Source organism: Castellaniella sp. GW247-6E4 (assembly GCF_040276065.1).
Classification (GTDB): Bacteria; Pseudomonadota; Gammaproteobacteria; order Burkholderiales; family Burkholderiaceae_B; genus Castellaniella.
Genome location: NZ_JBELOI010000001.1, coordinates 1 through 24,976, shown reverse-complemented (window position 1 = coordinate 24,976; position 24,976 = coordinate 1). Strand labels below are relative to the sequence as shown.

Below are 24,976 nucleotides of genomic sequence, written 5' to 3'. Positions count from 1 at the left end.
GGAGGCTCCGGAAAAGAAAACAGGACAGGGCGGCATTGATGCCGGCAGCGCCCTTCTGTCCTTTTGCCTGAGAGTTGCCCCGCTCAATGGGGGTTCACCTTCGGCGCTCGCGTCTCGAACGGCGCGAGTCTCTCCAGAATGCTGCGATGCACGCCCTGGCGAACATCATGCGGATGGTACGGGTGCCTGAGCGATTCTGGGCGAATTGCGCCTTCGGCGGCCGGCGAGGCCGGCGCTCTCCCACCCGCATCGGGTGACAGCAAGCGATAAGCATACCCTGAAACCGGGGCCGGCAACAATCGGCGAACGCCATTTGGCCCCCACATTCCCCTCGGCACCACAGTCTGCCAGGCGGCGTCCCAGCGTCCTGATCGGTTCATCCGTACAGGATGTGCTAGATCAATCCACGATCGCGCCAGGCACGCCGGGTCGCGGCATCCACGCCCAGGCCCGCCAGCACCTCGTCGGTGTGCTGGCCCAGGGCCGGGGCCGGACTGTCGATTCCCCCGGGCGTGGCCGAGAGTTTGGGCACCACACCCGGCACCGCGCAGGGCGTGCCGTCGGGCAGCGCATCCTCGAGGATCATGCCGCGTGCCCGATAGTGCGGGTCGGCGGCGATGTCGGCAATGTCATAGATCCGTCCGGCGGGAACGCCGCCCGCGTTCAGCGCCTCTAGCACGGCCTCCAGGCCATGGGCGGCGGTCCAGCGGCCGATCGCCTCGTCGATGCGGCCCACCTGGGCAACGCGGCCCACATTATTCTCGAGCGCCGGGTCGTCCGCCATATCCGGCTGCCCGATCACCCGCATCAGGCGCTTGAAGATGCTGTCGCCGTTACCGGCGATCAGCACGTACTTGCCGTCCTGGCACAGATAGGCATTGCTGGGGGCGATCCCGGGCAGGCTGCTGCCCGCCGGCTGGCGCACCTCGCCGAACACGGAGTATTCCGGCAAAAGGCTTTCCATCATATTGAACACGGATTCGTACAAGGCCACATCCACCACCTGGCCCACCCCGTCCCGGTCGCGCGCGCGCAAGGCCAGCAAGACGCCAATCACGCCATGCAGGGCCGCCAGGGAGTCGCCGATCGACACCCCCACCCGCACCGGCGGGCGCCCCGGCTCGCCGCTGAGATGGCGCAAGCCGCCCATGGCTTCCGCCACCAGGCCAAAACCGGGCCGGTCGCGATACGGCCCGGTCTGCCCATAGCCCGACACGCGCAGCATGACCAGCCGGGGGTTGATCCGCCGCAGATCCTCCCATCCCAGGCCCCAGTCCTCGAGCGTTCCCGGCTTGAAGTTCTCGACGATCACATCCACCTCGCCCGCCAGGCGGCGCACCAGCGCCTGGATCTCGGGATCGCGCAGATCCAGAGTGACCGACCGTTTATTGCGAGACTGCACCTGCCACCACACCGAGGTGCCCTCGTGCAGCAGGCGCCAGGCCCTCAGGGGATCGCCCCGCCCGGGCGGCTCGATCTTGATGACCTCGGCGCCGAACTCGCCCAGCATCTTGGCGGCGAAAGGGCCGGCGATCAACTGACCCATTTCCAGTACGCGTATCCCAGACAAGGGCTTGCTCATGTGCTCATCCTCCATTCCATTGCCGACGATCGGCCACCCGCAGGCCTCTCGGTACCCGGCGCGACGCGCTCAGGCGGGCAGCAGCGCGCGCCCGCAGGCCATGCCCGAGGCCCAGGCCCACTGGAAGTTATATCCCCCCAGCCAGCCGGTGACATCGACCGCCTCGCCCACGATATACAAGCCCGGACGCCGGCGCGCCTGCATGCTGCGCTGGTCCAGTTCGTCGGTATCCACGCCGCCGCTCATCGCCTCGGCCTTCTTGTAGCCCGAGGTGCCCGTGGGCCACAAGCGCCAATCATGGATCCGACCGGCGAGCGCGCGCAAGTCGCGGTCGCTCGCATCGGCCACCCGAAGGGCGTCCAGGCCGCCGGACTGCGCCAGCCACGATTCCGCCAGGCGGCGCGGCCAGGCCTGCGCCAGCACCGTGGACAGGAGCTGGCGGCCGCCCGCCTTTTGACGCAACAGGTAATCGGCCATGGGCTCGTGCGGCGAGAGATCGACGACGATCGCCTCGCCGGGGCGCCAGTGGCTGGAAATTTGCAGCACCGCCGGCCCCGACAGCCCCCGGTGCGTGAACAGCAGGTCTTCGACGAAGTCGGGTGCGGCATGGCGCCGATGGTGCCGTCCGGCGCCCGGCCCCGGGGCACCCGCCGCCGGATCCGTCCCGGTGGGGACCGCGCGCATGCCGACCTCGAGAGCCACACCCGCCAGGGCGGCAAAGGGCCGCCACTGCTCCGCATCGAAAACCAGCGGCACCAACGCGGGCCGGGGCTCGACGATCCGCAGGCCGAATCCGCGCGCCACGCGCAGCGAAAAATCCGTGGCGCCCATCTGCGGGATCGCCATCCCGCCGGTGGCCAGCACGAGCTGGCGCGCACGCAAACGGCCCTGCGCGGTATCCAGGACATAGACCCCATCCTCGATGGTCACGGCCTGGACCGCGCACGGCATGCGCCAGTGCACGCCGCCGGCGTCGCACTCGCGGCGCAGCACCTCAATGATGGATTCGCTGGAATCATCGCAGAAAAGCTGCCCGCGATGCTTTTCGTGCCAGCGCACGCCGTGGCTCTCGATCAACTCGATGAAGTCGCGCGGGGTGTAGGCCCGCAGGGCCGAACGACAGAAATCCGGGTTGCGCGACAGAAAGTTCGCGGGCGTGGTGCCAATATTGGTGAAGTTGCAGCGCCCGCCGCCGGAAATACGGATCTTTTCCGCGAGGTGCGTCGCATGATCGACCAGCGCCACCCGCAGCCCACGCTGCGCTGCGACGCCGGCCGCCATCATGCCGGCCGCCCCGGCGCCGATCACGACCGCGTCATACGCCGCCGTCACCCGGCCTCGCGAATGCAGTCCACGTAGTAGTGCCGGTGGTCCTGCTCGTCGAGCGTATAGGCCAAGCCGTGCACGTCGGTCTCGAAACCCGGGAAGCGCGTGTTGAAATCCTGCGTGAACTTCAGGTAGTCCACGATGTCGCGATTGAAGCGCTCGCCGGGGACCAGCAAGGGGATGCCCGGCGGATAGGGCGTGAGCAACACGCCGGTCACGCGCCCCTCGAGATCGCCGAGCGCCACGCGCTCGACCTCGCGGTGGGCCATGCGCGCATACGCGTCGGCCGGACGCATGGCAGGCACCATGTCGCTAAGATAGACCTTGGTGGTCAGACGCGCGAAATCATAATAGCGATAGGCCTCGTGGATCTGCTGGCACAGGTCGCGCAGGCCCAGGCGCTCGTAGCGCTTGTGCGAGCGGCTGAACTCGGGCAGCGCGCGCCACAGGGGCTGGTTGCGGTCATAGTCGTCCTTGAACTGCTGCAAGGCGGTGAGCAGCGTGTTCCAACGTCCCTTGGTGATGCCGATCGTGAACAGGATGAAGAACGAGTACAGGCCGGTCTTTTCCACGACCACGCCGTGCTCGACCAGATAGCGCGAAACCAGGGCCGCCGGGATGCCGGTGTCGGCAAACGTGCCCGAGATGTCCAGGCCGGGCGTGACCACCGTAGCCTTGATCGGGTCGAGCATGTTGAAGCCTTCGGCCAGATCGCCGAAGCCGTGCCACTCGTCGCCCGAGGCCAGCAGCCAATCCTCGCGATTGCCGATACCCTCGGCGGCGAGACGGTTGGGCCCCCAGACCTTGAACCACCAGTCGTTCTTGCCGAACTCGGACTCGACCTTGCGCATGGCGCGGCGAAAATCCAGGGCCTCGCGGATGCTCTCCTCGACCAAGGCGGTGCCGCCCGGCGGCTCCATCATGGCCGCGGCCACATCGCACGATGCGATGATCGCATACTGCGGCGAGGTGGACGTATGCATCAGGAACGCCTCATTGAACAGGTTGCGATCCAGCGCGCGCTCCTCGGAGTCCTGCACCACGATCTGCGAGGCCTGCGACAGGCCGGCGAGCAGTTTGTGCGTCGAGTGCGTGGCAAAGATCATGGTGTCCTTGCTGCGCGGCCGGTTCGGCCCGATGGCGTGCATGTCCTCGTAGAACTCGTGAAACGCCGCGTGCGGCAGCCATGCCTCGTCGAAATGCAGGGTGTCGATCTCGGAGCCGAGCTTTTCCTTGATCATCTCGACGTTGTAGGTCACGCCGTCGTAAGTGCTCTGCGTGAGCGTCAAAATGCGGGGACGCTTGTTGGCCGCCTCGCGGGCAAAGGGGTTGGCCTCGATCTTGCGGCGGATATTCTCGGGGTCGAATTCCTCGAGCGGAATCGGCCCGATGATGCCCAGGTGGTTGCGCGTCGGACGCAGGAACACCGGGATCGCCCCGGTCATGGTGATGGCGTGCAGGATGGACTTGTGGCAGTTGCGATCGACCACCACCACGTCTCCCGAGGCCACATTGGCGTGCCAGACGATCTTGTTCGAGGTCGAGGTGCCGTTGGTCACGAAAAAGCAGTGATCCGCATGAAAGATCCGCGCGGCGTTGCGCTCGGACTCGGCCACCGGCCCGGTGTGATCCAGGAGTTGGCCCAGTTCGTCGACCGCGTTGCAGACATCGGCGCGCAGCATGTTCTCGCCAAAGAACTGGTGGAACATCTGGCCCACGGGGCTCTTGAGGAAGGCGACGCCGCCCGAGTGCCCGGGGCAATGCCAGGAGTACGAGCCATCCGAGGCGTATTCCAGCAGCTCGCGAAAGAACGGCGGCGCCAGGCTGTCAAGATAGGCGCGGGCCTCGCGGATGATGTGGCGCGCGACGAATTCGGGCGTATCCTCGAACATGTGGATGAAGCCGTGCAGTTCGCGCAGGATGTCGTTGGGGATGTGCTGCGAGGTGCGGGTCTCGCCGTACAGATAAATGGGGATGTCCTCGTTGCGGAAACGCAGCTCGCCGATGAAGGCGCGCAGGTTCTTGATCGCGTTGGCCACGTCCTCGGGGGAATCCTCGTCGAATTCCTCGTCGTCGATCGACAGGATGAAGGCGCTCGCACGGCTTTGCTGCTGTGCAAAAGAGCTGAGGTCACCATAACTGGTGACCCCCAGGACCTCCACCCCCTCGGCCTCGATCGCCGCCGCCAGCGCCCGGATGCCGAAACCCGAGGCATTCTCGGAGCGATAGTCTTCGTCGATGATGACGATGGGAAAACGAAATTTCATTGCGATTCACCCTGAGGGCCGGACAGCCCTAAGTGCGGGGCAGCGTGACCCCTAGTTGTCCCTGGTACTTGCCGCCCCGGTCGGCGTAGGAGGTCTCGCAGACCTCGTCGCTCTCGAAGAAAAGCATCTGGGCGCACCCCTCGCCGGCGTAGATTTTGGCCGGCAGGGGCGTGGTGTTGGAGAACTCGAGCGTCACGTGGCCTTCCCATTCGGGCTCCAGCGGCGTGACGTTGACGATGATGCCGCAGCGCGCGTAGGTGCTCTTGCCCAGGCAGACCGTCAGCACGCTGCGCGGAATCCGGAAATACTCGACAGTGCGCGCCAGGGCGAAGGAATTGGGCGGGATGATGCACACGTCCCCATGAAAATCCACGAAGGACTTCTCGTCGAAGGCCTTGGGATCGACGATGGTCGAGTTGATGTTGGTGAAGATCTTGAACTCGTCGGCGCAACGCACATCGTAACCATAGCTGCTGGTCCCATAGCTGACGATGCGCTGGCCATCGACCGAACGCACCTGTCCGGGCTCGAACGGGTCAATCATCCCCGCTCGCGCCGCCTGCCGGATCCAGCGATCATTCTTGATGCTCATGGTCACCCCTGTATTCGCGTTGCGGTATTTTATGCGCGTTTTGCCCGGGAGGGTTCCCGCGCACTCAATCCATCGAGAACCACCGATATACCAGGGCAAGACCATTGACTGTGCCGACCGTGAGCTCCGCCCGCAGGCCGCGCATCAGCCGATAGCTCAGGCGCGCCACCGTGCCGGTCTGGGACAGGGCCTGCTCGAGGCTGGCCCGCAGGCCGCTGGACAGCGTCTTGCCCGCCAGGATGAAGCGCTGCTCGATGTCGCTCGCGCCACTGGTGTCCTGGCTGCTGACCACGCTCTGGATGGGCAGAATGCTGCCGGTGCTGCCGAGCTCGCCCGAACGCATGCTCAGCTCGTCCAGGCCGAAACGCTGGTAGAACGGCTCGCCGCCGGACAGGAAGGAGCTGCCCACCGAGAACAGCAGCGCCATGTCGCCCCCACTCTCGTCGGGCCCGTGGCCCAGCAGCAGCCAGGTGAGCTTCTCGGTCTCGCTCACGTCCGGATAGGATACCAGGTCGATGCGCGGGCGGCGCGCGGTACCGGCCACACGCACCCCGGCACGCACCGCCGCGTCCGTGCGCAAGGCCTCGATGCCGATCACCGGATTGGTGATGTCGCCCTGGAACGTGACGGTGCCGCGGCGCAACTGCAAGTGCTGTCCGTAGGCGTCGAGCGACCCGCCGCGCGTGCGCAGTTCGCCAATGCCGGTCAGCTTGCCCGCCGCCATGCGCAGCTTGATCTCGCCCACCAGGCCCGAGTTCACGCCATAGCCGGTGAGGTAAAAGCGCAGCCCCAGGTCCACGGCCAGATCCAGGTCGATGTCCAGGAGCGGCGACGAGTCCTCGGGCGCGGGCGCCTTCTTGCCGGGCTCGAGAATCACCACGTCCCCGTCCAGGGACGGGATGTTGCTGAGCATGTCCAGGTCGAACCAGCCGGCATCGGCCGCGATCCGGCCGCGAATCGCGAGCCGTGGCAGGACACTGTCGATGCGCAGGGCGCCGCTGATCATCGCATAGCGGTCCGCGCGCTGCAGGATGGGATAGCGGTGAAACGCGATGTCGAGGCCCCCGCCCTGCCGGAACAAGTCCCACTCACCCGACAGCGTGAGCGATCCGTTCTGGGCATCGGGCTCCTCGGCGATCCAGGTGGCCGTGCGCCACTCCTTGGGCGTGACGCGGCGCACGGCCGGGAAGCGCAGAGCGTCCAGCGTCACGCGCTCGCCATCGAAATGGGCCTGCAACGTGCCATCGAGCAGCCGCACGCCCTGATCGACGCTCAGCAGCGTGATGTGCTCGCCCCGCAGGGGGCCGCTCAGGCTCCAGCGCCCATCGGGCAGGCTGCGGCCCTGGATATCCGCATGAATCGTGCCGCCCACCTCGAGGCCGCCTTGCAGAAACAAGTTGACCCAGGCGAGATCCTCCGAGACCGCCTCGATGCGCACAGTCTTGGGGTCTTTGGGGTCGATCCCCAGTCCGCCGCCCGCCGACGCATGCAGCGGGCTGCCGGCGCGAATCCGCATTGACCCCATCCGCGTCGTGGCCACCTGCAAGTCGGCCTCGATCTGGCTCAGTCCAGGCGCTCGCCGCCGGATCGCCACGTCCAGGGCGGCCTCGCGCAGGCCCAACTCGATCGGCACATCGCCCGGCACCACCAGATCGCCGCCCGTTCGCGCCAGGCGGATGTCGCCCGCGAGCGCATCGTCGTAGGACAGCGACCAATCCAGGCGCGCCTCCAGCCGGCTGTCGCGGGCCTGCGCGGACAAGGCGGTGCGCACGCCCCCCTCTTCGCGCGCGCCCCGGGCGAGCCAGCCTTGCAGTTGCTCGATGCGCCCTGGCGTCACCACCAGAGGATCAATGTGGCCGCGGGACGACCACTGGCGGCCCGAGCCGCTGGAGGCGGCATGATCCAGCCGCAGCAGATTCTCGCCATCGAGCCCCACCGCCAGGCGTGCGGCGCCCACTTTCCAGGCCCAGGACGGCGTATCCAGCTCCAGGGGTACAGCCGTTTCGCTGCGCAGGGACAAGCCGGCGTGCGAAACGTCCAGCGCGGCGAGGGCGCCCCGCCAGCCCTGGTCCTCCACCCAACCACCGTCCAGGCGCAGGCGGGCATCAATGGGCGCGCGTCCGAGCACCCCCTCCTTTGCATCCTCGGGGTTGTAGCCGGCCTCGAGCATCAGGCGTTGTCGCGCGGCGCTGCCCTCGAGCGTCGCATGCAGCCGTGCACCGCCCGGCAGATCCGGCCACAAGGCGGCCAGGGCCGGCAGGTCGGCCCGCAGTTCCAGAGCCATGCGCTCGAGGCTGAACTCGCCGCGCATGCGCACGCGGTCGCGCCCCAGGGTCACATCGGCATCCAGTCCGGACACGGCCAAGCCCCCCACATCGAAACCCCCGGCCGCCGCGGCGTCAAACAGCGGCCCCGAACGCCTCCCCACGCGGTCCACCGCGATCGCACCGGACAGGGGCTGGCCATTCCAGCGGCTCTTCGGATCGACGCCCAACTTCAGGCTCAGCGCGCGCACGGCATGGGACGCGTCCAGGTCGACGCGCGTCTGTCCCTGAACGGACAATAGGCTCGCGCCCAGTTCCTCAGGCAACCACGGCCTCAGGTCGAAACCACGCATGGCGAACTGCGCCGCCAGCGTCCGGCCCCCGCCCTCGGCGGCCTGCGGCTCGACCTGCAACGAGACCTCGGACCCATCCGGAAAGCTGGCAGACGCCTGGGCGCGCCCCACGGGAAACGGCTGGCCCGGGAACACGTCCGCGTCGGCTTTCAGGGTCAGGCCCTCGCCTTCGGCGCGCAGCGCGGCTGTCAGGCTATCGAGTGATCCCTCGACATGCAGGCCAAGGACGATCCGGCATTCGGGCTCCGGGCCGGGTTCGCCCGCCGCAGCACGGGCGCCCAGGGCCCGCCGCAGGCACAAGGGCGAATCCGCGCTGCGATCTTGTGCGAAACCGTGCAGGTCCAGCACCAGCGGCCAGGGCGAGGCGAGGCCGTTGACCCCCAGGCGGCCGTCCAGCGACAGCAGCATCTGCCCCCAGGCGGCCTGCAGCTGGTCCAGGCGCACGCTCGCGGCATGGCGGTCCAGGGTCAGGGCGGTCGAGACGGACAGCAACTCGACCGGCGGCGCCTCGCCGCCGACCGTCAAGCCCAGGCCACCCAGGGCCAGCCGGTCGATCTGGATGTCGACAGGCAATGCCGGCATCTGGAAGGGGCTGTCTGGCTCGGTCGCCTCGTCGGGGGCCGGATGAAGCGCCACATCGATCCGCAGCGCGGACACATCGTCGATGCGCACCCGGCGCTCGAGCAGCTCGGGCCACAGGATTTTCAGGTGCAGGCCCACGACCCGCACGTCAGCCCCCGGCAGGACGAGCGACAGGCCCTCGACATAGGCACCGTCGCGCAAGGTGCCATGCACCCCCTGCGCGATGCCATCCAACTGCGTGGCCACGGTGCGCAGCAGCCAGCGCGTACCCGAGGCGCTGGCCGCGCACCAATACGCGAAACCCATCGAGAGCAGCAGCGCGGTCACGATGAAGGGCAGCACCCACAAGCCGAAAAACCGCAGGACGCGCAGGATCGTCTTCAAAATGCGATCCCCAGGGAAAAATGCAGCCGCAGCCGCCGGTCCTTCTCGGACCAGGCCAGGTCCACGTAGAACGGCCCGGCCGGCGTACGCACCGCCAGGCCCGTTCCGTACCCCACGTGCCAGTCCATCTGGGAAAATGAAGGCGCCGCGTCGCCTGCATCCACAAAGAGGCTCGCACCCAGCAGATCGGTGAAGTAGTGGACGTACTCAATGCTGGCAACGGCCAGCGAGGGCGCGCCGATGATGGCATCGCCGCTCTCGATGCCGATGCTCTGATAGTGATATCCACGGATGGTGCGCGATCCGCCGGTCCGGAACGAAAAATCCTGCGGCAAGCGATCGGTGTCCGCCCAGACCTGGCCCACCTCGCCACGCACCGTCAGCACGTCGCGCCGGCCGATGGGCCACCACTGCTGGGCCCGCAGGCTGCCGCGATAAAAGGGCTTCCAGTCGTCCAGCGTCGTACCCGCGCCCAGGCCAAACTCGATCAGATTGCCCTCGCGCGGATCGTATTTCGCGTCCACGTCCCGTCGCAGCCATTTCCAGTTCGCCGACCAGCTCGGCACCTCGTATTTTTCCCCACCCGAGATGCGCGTCTTGTCATAGGTCACCAGCCCGCCCCACTGCGTCTCATACTCGACGCGGCTGTCGCCGGCACCTTGGCGCTTCTGGGTGCGGGTCCAGCCCAGGCCGGCGCGGCTGTTCTCCTGGCCTTCGATGTCCGTATGCTCGTAGAGGACGCCGAAACTATCGTGGTAGCCCGCAAGGGTCGGCGGCAGGTGCACGTCGAAGAACGCGCGCTGGCGCTTGGGATCGACGCCCGCGCCGGTCTCGATCCAGACGGGCTGGCCAAAGACGATATTCTGGCGATACAGGCCCTCGACCCGCACACCGTGGTCGCTGTCCACCCCCAGCGAGCCGCTGGCGCGGCGGGCAGGCGCCTCGGTCACCTGGACCCGCACCGGCAGGTCCACCGGTGCATCGCCTGCGGGTCGGGCGGCGGGCGCGGGCAGGGCGGCGCCCGGATCGGCGCCGGCCGGCGTGGCGCCCGGCTCCTCGAGCGTCACGAAGGCGCCGCGAAAGAACGTCGTCGACTGCAAGGCCTGCTGCCAGGCGTCGAGCTGGTCCTGGTCGTAGGGATCGCCCGGCTCGTAGCGCACATAGCGCGCGATCAGGGATTCGGGCACCCGTTTGAGTCCCTCGACATGCAAGGGACCCAGGCGCACCGAGGGGCCGCTGTCGATCGTCACGTCCAGGTCGGCGGCGGCGGCCTCGGGGTCCACGGTCGCGCGGGTGTGCGCATAGCGGGCGAAATAGAACTCCTTGCGACCGACATCGTCCAGCAAGACGGCCTTGGCCGAGCTCCAGTCGTTGTTGATGAAGGGCATCCCCGGGCGCAACGGCCACTGCTCACGCAGCGTCTCGCGGCGCCCCGCGTGGGCCTCGTCGGCGATCACGCCGCGGAAATGCAGACCCAGCATGCGGACCCGCGAGCGCTCGCCCGGCTCGATGGCGATATCCCAGAATTCGCCGCCGTCCGGCGCACCCTCGGTGACGTCGAGCGTCACCACCGGGGCAAAATAGCCCTGGGTCTGCAAGGCCGCGCGCGCCGCATCCCAGGCCCGTCGCCGCAGGCGGGCGATCTCGCGCACGTCCTGGTCCTCGGCCAGGCGCGTAATCGCGCTCACCGCCTCGGTAATTTCTTGCAACACCTCCGGAGGCGCCCCCCCTGGATCAATGATGACCTCGGGTTGCGCGGCATGGACCACCCCCTGCAGTCCCAGCACACCGCAAAGGCACAGTTGCCCGATCCCCCCTCGCATCGGACTCAGGTCTTGCGGGCGACCACCCGCGGACGGCTGCCGGAATCGTCCAGGGGCTGTCCAGCCACATGCACCGCAAGTCGATGCGCGATCTCTTGGTAGAGCTTGGCCGCGGCGCCCTCGGGAGAAGCCACCACGCTGGGGCGCCCGGAATCGGTTTCGCTGCGGATATCGATCTGCAGCGGCAGCGCGCCCAGCCAGGGCAGGTTGTACGCCGCCGCGAGCTGGCGGCCGCCGTCCTGGCCGAAAATAGGCTCGGCGTGCCCGCAATTCGAGCAGATGTGGACGGACATATTTTCAACAATCCCAAGCACAGGCACATCAACCTTCTGAAACATGACCAGGCCCTTGCGGGCATCGGCCAAGGCGAGATCCTGCGGGGTGGTCACGATGACCGCACCCGTCAGAGGGACTTTCTGCGCCATGGTGAGGGCAATATCGCCGGTTCCGGGCGGCATGTCCACAATCATATAATCCAAATCGTGCCAATTCGTAAGGCTTAGCAACTGGGTCAGGGCCTGGGTGACCATCGGGCCGCGCCAGATCGCGGGGCCGTCGTCGTCCATCAGAAAGCCGATGGAGTTGGCCTGCAGGCCATGGCCGATCAGCGGCTCCATGCTCTTGCCGTCGACGCTCTTGGGCTTGCCCGACAGGCCCAGCATGATAGGCACGCTGGGGCCATAGATGTCGGCGTCCAGCAGCCCGACGCGGGCACCCTGCGCATGCAGGGCCAGGGCCAGGTTGACCGCGGTGGTGCTCTTGCCCACCCCGCCCTTGCCCGAGGCCACCGCGATGATATTGCGTACGGAATCCAGCGGCCGCAGGCCCCGCTGCACCGCGTGGGTGCGGATGGCCGAGACGAAATCGACGGCCCCCGCGCGCACGCCCCGGGCCGCCAGCGCGTCGCATATCCGCCCGCGCAACTCGTCCTGCCCATTGAACAAGGGGTAGCCCAGGGTTACAGTGATGTCATAGGCATCGCCTGCGGGCCGAATCTGCAATTCGGATTCGGTCACCGGCAATGTCTTGCGGGTATCGGGGTCAATGACTTTGGACAAGGCCTCGCGGATGTCCAGGATGTTCGCGCTCATGAGGTGATCCGGTAATAAGATAGATGGTCGAAACCGAAAGGATAGCGGATCGATCTTGACATCGCAGGATTGACCCCAATATCGACCACCATGCCGCTATGCTTTTGAGCCCTTCGGGGTGCGAGGAGTCCAACACCCATGAACACCATCCAACAGATTCTGCGCGGCGCCCTGTTCCTGGTCCTGGCCTTCTTCGGCATGATCATGGCGTTCGTCTTCATGGCCTCGACCGCCATCGCGGTCGCCGTGCTCTACGTGGTCGCCCGCATCCAGGGCCGGCCCTTCGGCATGAAGGCCTACTGGGCCGAGCGCCGCCGCCCGGGCGCGCACCCCGGCTTTCCCGGCACACGCCCGCATGCCAGCGGCGCCAAGCCCCAAGAGGTCACCGACATCGAGATGCGTGAAATCCCCTAGAATTGAGGTTTTACGGATTTTTACGTCTCTCCGATGCCGCGCACCCTCTTTGTCACCACCGCCCTCCCCTACGCCAACGGTTCCTTCCACATCGGCCACATCATGGAATACATCCAGGCCGACATCTGGGTGCGCGGCATGCGCATGGCGGGCCACACGGTGCATTTCGTCGGCGCCGACGATGCGCATGGCGCGCCCATCATGCTCAAGGCCGAGGCCGAGGGGATCACGCCACAGGCCCTGGTTGCCCGGTACGCCGACGAACGGCCCCGCTACCTGGATGGATTCCACATCCGCTTCGACCACTGGCACAGTACGGACTCCCCCGAGAACACCGAGCTCTCCCAGGACATCTACCGCGCGCTGAAATCCTCGGACCTGATCTTCAGCCGCCAGATCGAGCAGTTCTTCGATCCCGTGAAGGGCATGTTCCTGCCCGACCGCTACATCAAGGGCGAGTGCCCGCACTGTCACGCCAAGGACCAGTATGGCGACTCCTGCGAGGTCTGCGGCGCGGTGTACACACCCACCGACCTGATCGACCCCTACTCCACGATCACCCAGGCGCGCCCCGTGCTGCGCTCGTCAGAGCATTTCTTCTTCAAGCTGTCCGATCCGCGCTGCGTCGCCTTCCTCCAGGAATGGACCAACGGCACGCGCGCCGACGGCACCCGGCGCCTGCAAACCGAGGTGCTGGCCAAGACCCGTGAATGGCTGGGCACCAGCGAGGGCGCCGAGGCCAATCTCGCCGATTGGGACATCTCCCGCGATGAGCCGTATTTCGGCATCCCCATCCCGGATGCGCCCGGCAAGTATTTCTACGTCTGGCTGGACGCGCCGGTGGGCTACCTCGCCTCGCTCAAGGCCTACTGCCGGATAAAGGGCCTGGACTTCGACACCCTGCTCGATCCGGCCGGCGACACCGAACAGGTTCATTTCATCGGCAAGGACATCGTCTACTTTCACGCGCTGTTCTGGCCGGCGATGCTGAAGTTCTCGGGGCGCAAGACGCCCGACCTGCTGCACGTGCACGGCTTCATCACCGTCAGCGGCGAGAAAATGTCCAAGAGCCGCGGCACGGGGATCTCGCCGCTGCGCTACCTCGAGATCGGCATGGATGCCGAATGGCTGCGCTATTACATCGCGGCCAAGCTCAACGCCCACGTCGAGGACCTGGACTTCAACCCCGATGACTTCGTCGCGCGCGTCAACAGCGACCTGATCGGGAAATACGTCAATATCGCCAGCCGCGCCGCCACCTTCATCACCCGGCACTTCGATGGCGTGCTGGCGTATTCGGACGATGCGCGGGCCATGGGCGCCGAGCTCGCGCACGTGGCCGACGAGGTGCGCGCTGATTTCGAGGCGCGCGAATACGGCCGCGCGATCCGCCGCATCATGGCCCTGGCCGACCGCATCAACCAAGCCTTCGACGCGGCCCAGCCCTGGGTGCTGGCCAAGGGCCTCGGCCAAGCCGATGCGGCACAGAAGGCCGCCTTGCAGGACACCTGCTCACGCGCGCTGGCCGGCTTCAAAGCGCTGTCCGTCATGCTGGCGCCCGTGCTGCCGACCCTGGCCGAGCGCGTGGCGCGCGAGCTCTTTGGCCTGGACCGGGCCTTTGCCTGGACCGACGCGGGCGTGGCCCCGACCCGGATCGCACCCTTCAAACATCTGATGCAGCGCGTCGACCCAAAACTGCTCGATGCGCTCTTCGAGGCACCGGCCGAGCCGGCCGCCCTCCCGGGCGGTGAGCCCATCGCCGAGACCATCGACATCAAGGACTTCGCGCGCCTGGACCTGCGCATTGCGCGCATCGTCGAATGCACCGAGGTCGAGGGCTCGGACAAACTGCTGTGCCTGTCGCTGGACGTCGGCGAGGGGCGCCTGCGACAGGTCTTCTCGGGCATCAAGTCGGCCTACCGTCCCGAGGACCTCGCCGGCAAGCTCACGGTGCTCGTGGCCAACCTCGCGCCGCGCAAGATGCGCTTCGGCGTGTCCGAGGGGATGGTGCTGGCCGCCAGCCACGCCGACCCCACGGTCGACGGCGGGCTCTACCTCCTCGAGCCCTCGGACGGCGCCCAGCCGGGCATGCGGATCAGCTAGGCGGCACCGGGGGTGGTGTAGCCGGCCTGGGAATCTGGCAGCCCAGGGGCCGGACGGCGTTCAGAGCGCCGCGCCGCCCAGGGTCAGGGCCGCGTGCCGGTTGACGTCCTTGTACAAGAGATAGCGGAAGGGGCCTGGGCCGCCGGCGTAGCAGGCCTGCGGGCAGAACGCGCGCAGCCACATGAAGTCACCAGCCTCCACCTCGACCCAGTCCTGGTTCAGTCGATAGACCGCCTTGCCCTCGAGCACGTACAGGCCGTGCTCCATGACGTGCGTCTCGGCAAAGGGAATGACGCCGCCCGGCAGGAAGGTCACGATGTTCACGTGCATGTCGTGGCGCATGTCGGCCATGTCCACGAACCGCGTCGTCACCCAGCGGCCCTCGGTGCCCGGCATGGGGATGGGCTCGACATTCTGCTCGTTGGTAAAGAACGCCTCGGGCGCGGCGATCCCCTCCACGACCTGATAGCGCTTGCGGATCCAGTGGAACCGGGCGGCCACGGGACCGCGGTTGCGCAACGACCATGCCGAGCCGGGCGGGATGAAGGCGTAGCCGCCGGTCGTCAGCGCGTGCACCGCACCCGCCAGGGACACCTCGATCTCGCCCTCGACCACGAACAGCACGCCCTCGGCCTGCGGGTCCTGCTCCGGCCGGTCGCTGCCGCCGCCGGGCTCGACCTCGACGATATACTGGGAAAAGGTTTCGGCGAAGCCCGACAGGGGACGCGCCAGGACCCAGAGCCTCGTCTTTTCCCAGAACGGCAGATAGCTGGTGACGATATCGCGGAATACGCCCTTGGGAATGACGGCGTAGGCTTCGGTGAACATGGCGCGGTCGGTCAGCAACTCGGTTTGAGCGGGATGACCGCCATGGGGCGCGTAGTAGGTCGTGGACACGGAAAACTCCTGAGGTGACATGTTGGGGGCTCGGGCGCGCGCGCGGGGGCCTGGAAAACCGGATCAAGAGGCATCACCATATCCAAGGATTCCAATATTTTCAAACTAAAACTCAAATGACCCTCATGCGGTTTCGAGAATAGACCACCCGCGCGCCGCCGCTCACCTATACTCTCTGGCATGCCTACCTCGTCCGCACCCCTTCCGCCGAGCCCCGAGCGCCACGCGGCCGCCCGGCGCAGCACCTGGGTCAGCGTCTACGTCAACGCCCTGCTGACCGCCGCGCAACTGGTGATCGGCGTGTTCGCGCAGTCCCAGGCGCTGGTGGCCGACGCCATCCACTCGCTCTCGGACCTGGCCTCCGACGGCTTGGTCCTGCTCGCCAACAAGCACAGCTCCAAGGGCCCCGACGCCGACCACAACTACGGGCACCTGCGCTTCGAGACCGCCGCGACGCTCGCCATCGGCGTACTGCTCCTGATCGTGGGCGCCGGCATGCTGTGGCGTAGCTTCGACCGCCTGCAGGACCCCAGCACCATCCCGGTCGTCCACCAGGCCGCGCTCTATGCGGCGCTGTTCGCCCTGCTGTCCAAAGAGTTGCTGTTTCGCTACATGCTGCGGGTCGCCCGGCGCGTGCGCTCGACCCTGCTGGTGGCCAACGCCTGGCACGCGCGCTCGGATGCCGCCTCCTCGCTGATCGTGGCCATGGGGATCGGCGCGAACCTCGCCGGCCTGCCTCTGGCCGATCCGCTCGCCGCCTTGATCGTCGGCCTGTTCATCATACGCATGGGCTGGAAGTTCTCCTGGCACGCATTCAACGACCTGGTCGACCGCGCGGCCGACCAGGATACCGAGCGCGCCATCCGCGAACGGCTCCTGGGGACGCCGGGCGTGCGAGGCATCCACGATCTGCGCACCCGTAAAATGGGCGACATGATTTGGGTCGAGGTCGATATCGAAATGGACGGACAGCTCACCATCGAAGCCGGCCACGCCATCGCCGTCGAGGCGCGCCGCCGCGTCATGGCCGACCTGCCGGTGCTGGACGTGATGACGCACTTCGATCCCGTCTGACCATGGCCCACTCGCACGATCACGACCACGATCACCCGCACGACCATGCGCCAGCGGTGACGGGCGCCAACGAGCGCAAGGTCCTGATCTCGTTCTTCCTGATCTTCATCTTCATGCTGGTGGAGGTGGCCGGCGGCATCCTGTCGGGGTCGCTCACGCTGCTGGCCGATGCCGGCCACATGCTCACCGACGCCGTCGCGCTCGCGCTGGCCTACGCGGCATTCCGCTACGGTCGCCGCGCGGCCGATGACAAGCGCACCTTCGGCTATCTGCGCTTCGAGGTGATCGCCGGCTTCGTCAATGCGATCACTCTGTTCGGCATCGTCCTGTGGATCGCCATCGAGGCGTGGCAGCGCCTCCTGCAGCCGCAGCCGGTGCTGGCCGGCCCCATGTTCGTCGTCGCGCTCGCGGGCCTGCTCATCAACGCCCTGGTCTTCTGGATCCTGACACGCGGCGACAGCGATCACGTCAACATCAAGGGCGCCATGCTGCACGTCCTGGGGGACCTGCTCGGCTCGGTGGGCGCGGTGGGCGCGGCCATCGTCATCTATTTCACGGGCTGGATGCCGATCGACCCAATTTTGTCCGTAGTGGTCTCCCTGCTGATCCTGCGCAGCGCCTGGCACCTGCTCGCCAAGTCGCTGCACATCCTGCTCGAGGGCGCTCCCGACAACGCCAAGCCCGAGATGATCCAGCGTCACTTGCAGGACGCCGTCCCCGGCGTCGCCGAGATCAGCCATGTCCACGTCTGGCTGATCACCTCGGGCCGCGCCCTGGCGACCCTGCACGTGCGCCCGGTCCGCGACGCCGAGGCGCGTCTGGTCGCGCGCGCGGTCGAGCACGAACTCATGGCGCGGTTCGGCATCGAGCACGCCACCGTGGCCATCGACTGGAACGAGGAGGACGCGGCTTCGTGCAGCCTGACAAACGGGCCAATGACACTGGCCGATCCGCACGGCTGCGAGCCCCGGGCCTGACACCTGACACCCGCCTCCCGCCTCCGCGCCCGGTCTCATTCTTCCGGCAGGGCTTCGAACCGCTGGCTCAGATGCTCCAGCAAGGCGCGTACAGCGGGTAGCTGCCCGCGCCGGGAGGCGTAGACGGCGTGAATGATCTCGGGCCGCGGCTGCCAATCCGGCAGCACCCGTGTCAGCGTGCCCTCGCGGACGTCCTCCTGCACGAACATATTGGGCAGCTGTACCACCCCGACGCCCAGCAGGGCCGCAGCACGCAGCGCCAGCATGGATTGCGTCACCAGACGCGGTTGGTGGCGCACCTCGGTACGCGCGGCATCAGGCCCAGACAGCACCCAGCGATGGGTATCCTGCGGCAGGCCCATGTCGAGGCTGGGCCAGTCGGCCAAGTCCATGGGGCCCGCGGGTGTGCCCATGCGCCGCAGCAGCGAGGGACTGGCGACCAGGCATTGCCGGCGCTCGGCCAGCGTGCGCAGCACCAGATCGCTGTCCTGCAGCGGCGGCGGGCGCACGCGTATGGCCAGATCCAGCCCTTCGCCCACCACGTCCACGCGCCTATTCGTCTCATCCACCTGCAGCACCACCCGCGGGTACTGCCGCATGAATTCGCCCAGCATGCCGCCGACACGCGCCGCGAGCAGCGCCACGGGGCAGCTCATCCGCACCACGCCACAAGGCTCGGAATGCGCAAGCGCCACGGATTCTTCCGCGGCTTCGGCCTCGGTGAGCATGGCGCGGCAATGCTGGTAATAGCGCTTGCCCACCTCGGTCACGGCGAAGCTGCGAGTGGAACGCAGCAACAGCCGCGTACCCAAGCGCTCTTCGAGCCGGGCGACGTGGCGGCTGAGCTTGGACTTTGGAATGCCCAGGGCACGGCCCGCGGACGCAAACCCGCCGTGCTCCACCACTTGGGCGAAGTAGTACAACTCATTGAGGTTGGGCAATATCATCGTTTCATAAATAGAACCTTGAAGATGAATATTGTGGACTATTCAATCCGGTGTTCCAAATTCATACTCTAGCCATGTTCAACGCCTGCGGTGCCCGACGGGGCCGCAGGCTCGCCGAAAGGAGAAACCGCATGCTTAAAAAGATCCTGGGTATCTACGAAGCCCCACGCAGCCACTGGGTGGGCGACGGTTTTCCCGTCCGCTCGCTGTTCAGCTACGATAACCATGGCAAGGCCCTGAGCCCCTTTCTGTTGCTGGACCACGCGGGCCCCCAGACCTTCACGCCGACCACATCGCGGCGCGGCGTAGGCACACACCCGCATCGGGGCTTCGAGACCGTGACCATCGTCTACGAGGGCGAGGTGGCCCACCGCGACTCCACCGGCGCGGGCGGCACGATCGGCCCTGGCGACGTGCAGTGGATGACCGCGGCCTCGGGCATCCTGCACGAGGAATACCACTCCGATGCCTTTGCCCAGAGCGGCGGCCCGCTGGAGATGGTGCAGCTATGGGTCAACCTGCCTGCTCGGGACAAGATGTCCGCGCCCGGCTACCAAACCTTGCTGAACGCCGATATCCCGCAGGTGGATCTGCCGGAGGGTGCCGGCCACCTGCGCGTCATTGCCGGCAGCTACGGAGGCAGCCATGGGCCTGCCAGGACCTTCACGCCCATCGACGTCTGGGACCTGCGGCTCGAGGCCGGCGCCTCGGCCGAACTCGAGGCCCGGCCGGGTCACACGCTGGCGCTGGTGGTGCTGCGCGGCACCGTGCTGATCAACGGCCAGGAAATCGCTCGCAACGGCCAATTGGTGCACATGGACCGCGCGGCCGAGACGGTGCACCTGGAAGCCAACAACGACGTCACGCTGCTGTGGCTGTCGGGCGAGCCGATAGACGAGCCCGTCGCCGGCTACGGCCCGTTCGTCATGAACACCCACGAGGAAATCCGGCAGGCGCTGGAGGACTTCAACAGTGGCCGGTTCGGCCGCATCCCGGCGGTCGAGCGCAAAGCGCCCGCCCCCACATCGAACCACTGAGCAGCCCTTTGCTTTCAAGGAGATCACCATGAGCACCAAATCCTACATCCGCCTCGACAAGAACAACGCCGCCGTATTACTGGTAGATCACCAGACCGGCCTGCTGTCCCTGGTGCGCGACATCGACCCGGACAAGTTCAAGAACAATGTGCTGGCCCTGGCCGACATGGCCGACTACTTCAAGCTGCCGACTATTTTGACCACCAGCTTCGAAAACGGTCCCAACGGCCCGCTGGTGCCCGAGCTGAAAGAGAAATTCCCCGACGCGCCCTACATTGCCCGTCCCGGGCAGATCAACGCCTGGGACAACGAGGATTTCGTCAAGGCCGTCAAGGCCACGGGCAAGAAGCAGCTCATCATCGCCGGCGTGGTAACCGAGGTTTGCGTGGCCTTCCCGGTGCTGTCGGCCCTGGAGGAAGGCTTCGAGGTCTTCGTGATCGCCGACGCCTCGGGCACCTTCAACAGCATGACCCAGCAGGCCGCATGGAGCCGCATGGAACAGGCCGGCGCGCAGCTCATGACCTGGTTCGGCGCGGCGTGCGAATTGCACCGCGACTGGCGCAACGATGTCGAGGGCCTGGGCACACTGTTCTCGAACCACATCCCCGACTACCGGAATCTGATCAACAGCTACAACACACTGTCCACGGCACGATAGCAAGCCGCTTGCAGGCGGCTTGCGGCCTAGCGTCCCGCCACCGCGAGCGCGAGCTTCTGGATAGAGAGCGGCGCGCTGCCCTCGGCGTCGTTGCTGACGGTCACATAGGCTGGTTGGCCGGCGCCCGTGATACCACGAATGGCGCGCGCCAACTCGGCACGGGTGTGGGGGTCTTCGCTGGTCAGCGCATCGAATGGCGCATGCTTCTTTTGCGCATCGGCGTAGCCGTACGCGCCAAAGATGCGGTTCAGGTTCCATCGGCAGACCAGCGGCCCCGGCCATAGTGCGCGCAGCACGGGCAACTGCTCCTGGATCGGCGGCATTTTTCCGTGCAGGCCCAGGCAGAACGTAGCGCCATGCGCCTTGAGCGTGTCGACCAGCGCCTGGCCCAGGAGCTCCGGATCCCGGACTTCCACGGCGACGATCGGGGGCGCCTGCGCGGGCAAGGCCTGCCGGACCGCGGCCAGCACGTGGCCGAGCCTGTCCAGCAGCTCGGTGCAGCGACCAAGCCACCCCCAAGGCAATGGGCTCAGTTGAAAGACGAGCACGCCGAGCCTAGTGCCCAAGCCCGCGAGCGTAGGCTGCACGAAGTGTTCGACGGCCAGGCGTGGATCGAGAAAATCCGGATTGGGCTTGAGTGCCTTGCCTTCGTCGCCGCGGACCTGGGCATCGGTGACACTGGCCGGGCATTTGACGACGAAACGGAAGTCGTCGCCGACCTGGCTCACGTAGGCGGCATATTGGCTCGCAGTCAACGGACGCCAGAAGCTGCGGTCCACACACACCGTGCGCAGCAGCGGATGCCGATGGTAGGCGCCCAGGCCGTGCTTGGACAATGTGCCCGGATCGTACTCGCCGTCCCAGACCAGGCCTTCCCAGCCCGGGTAGGACCAGGTGGAAACCCCGAAACGCAACTGCGCGGGAAGCCGCCGCGCCAACTCACGCCAATTCTCCACTGACGCCGCGGGTCGCACCTTGGCGATGCTCCGGCCACCGGAGGACGCCAGGCTCGCGCGAGAGGCCGCGTCGGTCGTCGGTTCGGCCGGCGGCCGGGAAACCGCTGCCCCAAAAAGATCGCCCTGCATGCTTGTCATACCGGCATTGTGACAGACTGAAGGGTACCTCAATGCCGCAAGAATCGGGGCATGGCATGCGCTCTCAATCAGCGTTTCCATCATGCCCAGCAGGCCCCCGGCTGCGACGACGACCCAGCGATAGGGGTGGTACATGACCGACCGGCTCCCGCCTTCAGGTTACGTCAACGACATTGACCATCCAGGGCGTGCCGAAGCGGTCGGTCGCCATCCCAAAACCGGCAGACCAGAACGTGGCCTGAAACGGCATGGTCACCTGACCGTCCCGGGCCAACGCATCGAACACACGCTGCCCCTCGGCCGCGCTGTCCACTCCGATGGAGACCCACATGCCCTGCGGCTTGCGGTAGCCGCCCGCGCAGGCGTCGTCCGCTTGCCCCGGCATCGCCGGTATCGCGTCGGAGGCCATGATGGACTGCGCCCCCACCTGCAGGTGGGCGTGCATGAGGCGACCCAGAGCGGCCTCCGGCAGCGGCGGCATGCCCTCGTGGGGCGGCATCTCGCCAAAGGTGGACTGGTGCACAATGCGGCCACCGAATAGCTCCGCATAGAAAGCCATGGCTTCGGCGCCATCGCCATCGAAGTTCAGATAGGGCGAGAATCGCATGGAGGCCCTCCTTGTATAGGTAGATACGTGGATTGATTCGGTCCGATCCCATCAATTGTGGACATCGTCCACATATATTGAGGGCTAAAATGAACACCGTCCACATCCAAAATGTACATGTTTGTAAACGATGCCTGAGACCGTCAATCGTCAGTCCTCCGCCGCGGCGCCCAGGCCGCGCAAGACGTATCGCCATGGCGACCTGCGCACCGCCCTGATCGAGGCGGGCCTGGCGCTGGCGCGCGAGGGCGGTCCCCAGGCGGTGGTCTTGCGCGAAGCCACACGACGGGCCGGGGTAGCGCCGAATGCGGCGTATCGTCATTTCGCCAACCGCCAGGCGCTATTCGAGGCCGTGCGCGCCGCATCCCTGGGCGCGCTGGCGCGCGCGATCGAGGAGGAGCTGCGCCAGGCCGAGACATTGCCAAACCCGATCGAACGCGCCCGCGCCATGCTGGCCGCCGTGGGGCGCGGCTACCTGGGTTTCGCGCAGGCGGAAACCGGATGGTTCCGCACTGCCTTTGCGTTCGGCGACTTCGATGTCGAGGTGCCCCCGAATCCTGCGCATACCGCCGGCAAAGGACTGAATCCGTTCGAATTATTGAGCTATGCGCTTGACACCCTGGTGCGAGCCGGTGTGCTGGCCGCGGACCAGAGGCCGGGCGCCGAGTTCCTGGCCTGGTCTTCGGTCCATGGCCTGGCGCTGCTCATCATCGACGGCCCATTGCGCCACGCGCCGCCGGAGGTGCGTACGGCGCTGAGCCTGCGGCTGCTGCGGATGGTGGAAAGTGGGCTGTCTGAGCCACCTCAGCCCAGCTCGCAGTTATTGCGCACATGATCGTCGGTGTTGGACCCGTCGCCCGACCGTTGGGGACAAACCCTGATGAAACCGCGCGAGGCGCTGCAGGCCAAGGACGAGAAACCCTCCCCCGTATCCTATCGTCTGATAATGATCTTGCCGTGATGATCTTACATCGCTGACGGTGCCTTCTTGAACAGATCCTGGAAGATGAGCGGCCCCCAGGTCTTGTTCCGTGCATGCACAAGCGCACCACCCTCTTCGAGCTTCCCAAGATTGATAGGTGAAAAACCGAGTCGCTCGGCGAGGGCCGCCACTGTCGCTGCCGCGCCCTCATCGTCGCTCGTCAGGAACACGACTCTTCTACCACCCTGTACGGCCGGGTCTTGGTCAAGGACGGCAGCAGCCAAATGGTTGAAGCCCTTAACCAATCTTCCCCCTGTGAAAGCCTGTGCGACGAGCTTGGAAGACGGCTGTCCTCCCAGTTCCTCAGGGGACACGCCGTAGGTATTGGTCACGTCAATGATGATCTTTCCCCTCCAGGTCAGCAGCGCTTTCGCGACATCCCGGTGCGACTCGTAACGGACAGCCAAAAAGACGAGGTCCGCCTTGACCGCTTCCGCCAGTGTTTTGGGAATGATGTTGGGTCCGATCGCAGCCGCGGTGGATGCAAAGCTTTCCGGGTCGCGTGTGGTTGCAACGGATACTTCGATACCGCTTCGGGCAAAAGCCTTGGCCAGAGCCTGGCCGATCTGGCCGAAGCCAATAATTGCATAGCTCATATATTCTCCTTGGATTTGTGCCAGGCCGCCGGTGATCACGGCGGTTTTTCCATTCAATCTGTTCATGATGTGTCGCCGGGTTGGCGTCCTTTGTTGAAGCTGGAAATCAGTCTAGTCTCCTTGACTCATCAATACAATTGACGAAAAATTGCTTAATTCAATCTACTGTTTAGATATAAATGCTCGATAACGTCACCATCAACCAACTGCGTGCGTTCGTCGCGGTATGCGATCAGGGAAGCTTTTCGGGTGCGGCGCGGAAACTCAGGCGCGCACAGTCAGCCATTAGCCATGCGATCAAGGCGCTGGAAAGCGCATTTGATGTCGAGTTGTTCGAGCGAAACACACGAAAGGCGCAGCTCACCGCGGCGGGGCACAGCCTCTTGCCGGACGCGCGGGCGGTGATCTCACGCACGGAAGAAATGAAGAACCGTGCCAGCTCGATCGCCAGGGCTGGGGCGCCACAGGTTTCAGTTGCGATCGATGCCTACTTCCCGCGTGCCCACCTGATCAACTGCTTGCGGACACTGCAAGAGGAGTTCTGCACCGCAGTGATCGACCTGCGAATCACGACGATGCAAGGCGGCGAGGGCCTGGTGCTCGAAAGGGTGTGTGCCCTGGCTGTCACGATCGGGAACGTGCCAGAGGTGAGCCCGGATGCCATCGAACGCCACTGGCTGTATGAGGCCGAGATGGTGACGGTATCCGCGCCATCCCATCCACTCGCTTCGATACTGGAACCCATCCCGATGGACGAGTTTGGCAGACATGTTCAGATCGTCGTTACAGATAACCAGCCGGGAGCGGAAAAGACCCAACAGGGTGTCGCCGGCAAACGCCAGTGGCTGGTCAATGACCTCGGCGCCAAGCGTGATCTTCTCAAGGCTGGTCTCGGCTGGGGCCACTTGCCCCGGCACCTCGTTGGCGAGGACCTGGCGAGCGGACAGCTTGTTGAACTTGAGCGCCGCGCCTGGCACATCGGTTTGCTTACGTTCATGATCTCGCAACGACGAGGGTATGACCTCTCCCCATGCGAGTCGCGGATGGTCGAACTCCTTGGCGCATCGCCTGCTGCTTATGGGCGAACGCCTATAAAGTAGCTCAACGACAGTCTGTTTTCGGGGATGAGCCATGACGGTGATCCACCATTTTCAGCGATTGCCAGAAGCCGGAACGCTATGCGGCCACGGTCAGCCGCTGCTTTGGGGTGATGCCGCCCATGGCCTTCCTTGGCCGTCCATGGGAAGCGTGGACGACGACAATTATCTTGAGCGGTGGACGACAACTATCTTGAGCGGTTGACGCGCACCGCCGGGACGCGGGATG

Annotated in this window: 20 protein-coding genes and 2 riboswitches; of the genes, 8 read left to right on the top strand and 12 right to left on the bottom strand. The window is 66.1% G+C overall.

Annotated elements, in window-relative coordinates:
- Positions 1–45 precede the first annotated feature (45 nt).
- A riboswitch (glycine riboswitch) is annotated at positions 46–147 on the bottom strand.
- Positions 148–164: 17 nt separating this feature from the next.
- Positions 165–253, bottom strand: a riboswitch (glycine riboswitch).
- Between the two features lie 141 nt (positions 254–394).
- The 7 genes from ABS761_RS00100 to apbC all read right to left on the bottom strand — a co-directional run bounded on the left by ABS761_RS00100 (position 395) and on the right by apbC (position 12,264).
- The gene (locus tag ABS761_RS00100; protein ID WP_350405860.1) at positions 395–1,582 is read right to left on the bottom strand and encodes a CaiB/BaiF CoA transferase family protein; all 1,188 of its coding nucleotides are present in this window, start codon (positions 1,580–1,582) and stop codon (positions 395–397) included.
- A gap of 69 nt (positions 1,583–1,651) precedes the next feature.
- Positions 1,652–2,932 carry a BaiN/RdsA family NAD(P)/FAD-dependent oxidoreductase gene (locus ABS761_RS00095; RefSeq protein WP_502881366.1) on the bottom strand — a complete coding sequence of 427 codons (1,281 nt, stop codon included), beginning with the start codon at positions 2,930–2,932 and terminating at the stop codon, positions 1,652–1,654.
- The gene (locus ABS761_RS00090) at positions 2,911–5,175 is read right to left on the bottom strand and encodes an Orn/Lys/Arg family decarboxylase (RefSeq protein WP_350405858.1); all 2,265 of its coding nucleotides are present in this window, start codon (positions 5,173–5,175) and stop codon (positions 2,911–2,913) included. The genes ABS761_RS00095 and ABS761_RS00090 overlap by 22 nt, the downstream gene beginning before the upstream one ends.
- A 28-nt stretch (positions 5,176–5,203) precedes the next feature.
- Positions 5,204–5,767 (bottom strand): dCTP deaminase, encoded by a 564-nt coding sequence (dcd, locus tag ABS761_RS00085; protein WP_350405857.1) that lies wholly within the window; start codon positions 5,765–5,767, stop codon positions 5,204–5,206.
- A 64-nt stretch (positions 5,768–5,831) separates the two neighbouring features.
- Positions 5,832–9,350 carry a translocation/assembly module TamB domain-containing protein gene (locus tag ABS761_RS00080; RefSeq protein ID WP_350405856.1) on the bottom strand — a complete coding sequence of 1,173 codons (3,519 nt, stop codon included), beginning with the start codon at positions 9,348–9,350 and terminating at the stop codon, positions 5,832–5,834.
- Positions 9,347–11,173, bottom strand: a complete 1,827-nt coding sequence (locus tag ABS761_RS00075; protein WP_350405855.1) for an autotransporter assembly complex protein TamA — start codon at positions 11,171–11,173, stop codon at positions 9,347–9,349. Before ABS761_RS00075 ends, ABS761_RS00080 begins: the two co-directional genes overlap by 4 nt.
- Positions 11,174–11,178: 5 nt before the next feature.
- Positions 11,179–12,264, bottom strand: a complete 1,086-nt coding sequence (gene apbC, locus ABS761_RS00070) for an iron-sulfur cluster carrier protein ApbC (RefSeq protein ID WP_350405854.1) — start codon at positions 12,262–12,264, stop codon at positions 11,179–11,181.
- Positions 12,265–12,402: 138 nt separating this feature from the next.
- Here apbC and ABS761_RS00065 point away from each other — a divergent pair, with 138 nt between their 5' ends.
- The gene (locus tag ABS761_RS00065) at positions 12,403–12,678 is read left to right on the top strand and encodes a hypothetical protein (protein ID WP_350405853.1); all 276 of its coding nucleotides are present in this window, start codon (positions 12,403–12,405) and stop codon (positions 12,676–12,678) included.
- 33 nt (positions 12,679–12,711) lie between these two features.
- Positions 12,712–14,781, top strand: coding sequence for a methionine--tRNA ligase (metG, locus tag ABS761_RS00060; RefSeq protein ID WP_350405852.1), 2,070 nt, complete (start codon positions 12,712–12,714; stop codon positions 14,779–14,781).
- Positions 14,782–14,841: 60 nt separating this feature from the next.
- Here the strand turns inward: metG and ABS761_RS00055 are convergent, their stop codons facing one another.
- Positions 14,842–15,678 carry a bifunctional allantoicase/(S)-ureidoglycine aminohydrolase gene (locus ABS761_RS00055; protein ID WP_350405851.1) on the bottom strand — a complete coding sequence of 279 codons (837 nt, stop codon included), beginning with the start codon at positions 15,676–15,678 and terminating at the stop codon, positions 14,842–14,844.
- 180 nt (positions 15,679–15,858) lie between these two features.
- Here ABS761_RS00055 and ABS761_RS00050 point away from each other — a divergent pair, with 180 nt between their 5' ends.
- Positions 15,859–16,752, top strand: a complete 894-nt coding sequence (locus ABS761_RS00050; protein WP_350405850.1) for a cation diffusion facilitator family transporter — start codon at positions 15,859–15,861, stop codon at positions 16,750–16,752.
- 2 nt (positions 16,753–16,754) lie between these two features.
- A complete protein-coding gene (locus ABS761_RS00045) occupies positions 16,755–17,729 on the top strand; it encodes a cation diffusion facilitator family transporter (RefSeq protein ID WP_502881346.1) in 975 nt (324 codons plus the stop codon).
- A 35-nt stretch (positions 17,730–17,764) separates the two neighbouring features.
- On the opposite strand, the gene ABS761_RS00040 is transcribed toward ABS761_RS00045, so the two are convergent.
- Positions 17,765–18,676, bottom strand: coding sequence for a LysR family transcriptional regulator (locus ABS761_RS00040; protein ID WP_350405849.1), 912 nt, complete (start codon positions 18,674–18,676; stop codon positions 17,765–17,767).
- A gap of 131 nt (positions 18,677–18,807) precedes the next feature.
- On the opposite strand from ABS761_RS00040, the gene ABS761_RS00035 reads away from it, so the two are divergent.
- Both ABS761_RS00035 and ycaC read left to right on the top strand, forming a co-directional pair.
- A complete protein-coding gene (locus tag ABS761_RS00035; RefSeq protein ID WP_350405848.1) occupies positions 18,808–19,713 on the top strand; it encodes a pirin family protein in 906 nt (301 codons plus the stop codon).
- Positions 19,714–19,741: 28 nt separating this feature from the next.
- A complete protein-coding gene (gene ycaC, locus ABS761_RS00030) occupies positions 19,742–20,371 on the top strand; it encodes an isochorismate family cysteine hydrolase YcaC (protein WP_350405847.1) in 630 nt (209 codons plus the stop codon).
- Positions 20,372–20,397: 26 nt separating this feature from the next.
- On the opposite strand, the gene ABS761_RS00025 is transcribed toward ycaC, so the two are convergent.
- Together ABS761_RS00025 and ABS761_RS00020 are read right to left on the bottom strand one after the other, a co-directional pair.
- Positions 20,398–21,456, bottom strand: coding sequence for a DUF72 domain-containing protein (locus ABS761_RS00025; protein WP_350406588.1), 1,059 nt, complete (start codon positions 21,454–21,456; stop codon positions 20,398–20,400).
- A gap of 163 nt (positions 21,457–21,619) precedes the next feature.
- Complete coding sequence (locus ABS761_RS00020) at positions 21,620–22,072, bottom strand: VOC family protein (protein WP_350405846.1); 453 nt, start codon at positions 22,070–22,072, stop codon at positions 21,620–21,622.
- Between the two features lie 130 nt (positions 22,073–22,202).
- Between ABS761_RS00020 and ABS761_RS00015 the strand changes: the two genes are divergently transcribed.
- Positions 22,203–22,907, top strand: a complete 705-nt coding sequence (locus ABS761_RS00015) for a TetR/AcrR family transcriptional regulator (RefSeq protein WP_350405845.1) — start codon at positions 22,203–22,205, stop codon at positions 22,905–22,907.
- 131 nt (positions 22,908–23,038) lie between these two features.
- Here the strand turns inward: ABS761_RS00015 and ABS761_RS00010 are convergent, their stop codons facing one another.
- Complete coding sequence (locus ABS761_RS00010; RefSeq protein ID WP_502881345.1) at positions 23,039–23,716, bottom strand: NADPH-dependent F420 reductase; 678 nt, start codon at positions 23,714–23,716, stop codon at positions 23,039–23,041.
- A 113-nt stretch (positions 23,717–23,829) separates the two neighbouring features.
- Between ABS761_RS00010 and ABS761_RS00005 the strand changes: the two genes are divergently transcribed.
- Positions 23,830–24,750 carry a LysR family transcriptional regulator gene (locus ABS761_RS00005; RefSeq protein ID WP_350405844.1) on the top strand — a complete coding sequence of 307 codons (921 nt, stop codon included), beginning with the start codon at positions 23,830–23,832 and terminating at the stop codon, positions 24,748–24,750.
- Positions 24,751–24,976: the final 226 nt, after the last annotated feature.

Coding starts and splice junctions, on each gene's coding strand:
- ABS761_RS00065 (WP_350405853.1), top strand. CDS start 12,403: ATGAACACCATCCAACAGATTCTGCGCGGCGCCCTGTTCCTGGTCCTG.
- ABS761_RS00100 (WP_350405860.1), bottom strand. CDS start 1,582: ATGAGCAAGCCCTTGTCTGGGATACGCGTACTGGAAATGGGTCAGTTG.
- ABS761_RS00010 (WP_502881345.1), bottom strand. CDS start 23,716: ATGAACAGATTGAATGGAAAAACCGCCGTGATCACCGGCGGCCTGGCA.
- ABS761_RS00050 (WP_350405850.1), top strand. CDS start 15,859: ATGCCTACCTCGTCCGCACCCCTTCCGCCGAGCCCCGAGCGCCACGCG.
- ABS761_RS00005 (WP_350405844.1), top strand. CDS start 23,830: ATGCTCGATAACGTCACCATCAACCAACTGCGTGCGTTCGTCGCGGTA.
- ABS761_RS00045 (WP_502881346.1), top strand. CDS start 16,755: ATGGCCCACTCGCACGATCACGACCACGATCACCCGCACGACCATGCG.
- ABS761_RS00015 (WP_350405845.1), top strand. CDS start 22,203: ATGCCTGAGACCGTCAATCGTCAGTCCTCCGCCGCGGCGCCCAGGCCG.
- ycaC (WP_350405847.1), top strand. CDS start 19,742: ATGAGCACCAAATCCTACATCCGCCTCGACAAGAACAACGCCGCCGTA.
- ABS761_RS00075 (WP_350405855.1), bottom strand. CDS start 11,173: ATGCGAGGGGGGATCGGGCAACTGTGCCTTTGCGGTGTGCTGGGACTG.
- metG (WP_350405852.1), top strand. CDS start 12,712: ATGCCGCGCACCCTCTTTGTCACCACCGCCCTCCCCTACGCCAACGGT.
- ABS761_RS00025 (WP_350406588.1), bottom strand. CDS start 21,456: ATGCAGGGCGATCTTTTTGGGGCAGCGGTTTCCCGGCCGCCGGCCGAA.
- ABS761_RS00035 (WP_350405848.1), top strand. CDS start 18,808: ATGCTTAAAAAGATCCTGGGTATCTACGAAGCCCCACGCAGCCACTGG.
- dcd (WP_350405857.1), bottom strand. CDS start 5,767: ATGAGCATCAAGAATGATCGCTGGATCCGGCAGGCGGCGCGAGCGGGG.
- ABS761_RS00090 (WP_350405858.1), bottom strand. CDS start 5,175: ATGAAATTTCGTTTTCCCATCGTCATCATCGACGAAGACTATCGCTCC.
- apbC (WP_350405854.1), bottom strand. CDS start 12,264: ATGAGCGCGAACATCCTGGACATCCGCGAGGCCTTGTCCAAAGTCATT.
- ABS761_RS00020 (WP_350405846.1), bottom strand. CDS start 22,072: ATGCGATTCTCGCCCTATCTGAACTTCGATGGCGATGGCGCCGAAGCC.
- ABS761_RS00040 (WP_350405849.1), bottom strand. CDS start 18,676: ATGATATTGCCCAACCTCAATGAGTTGTACTACTTCGCCCAAGTGGTG.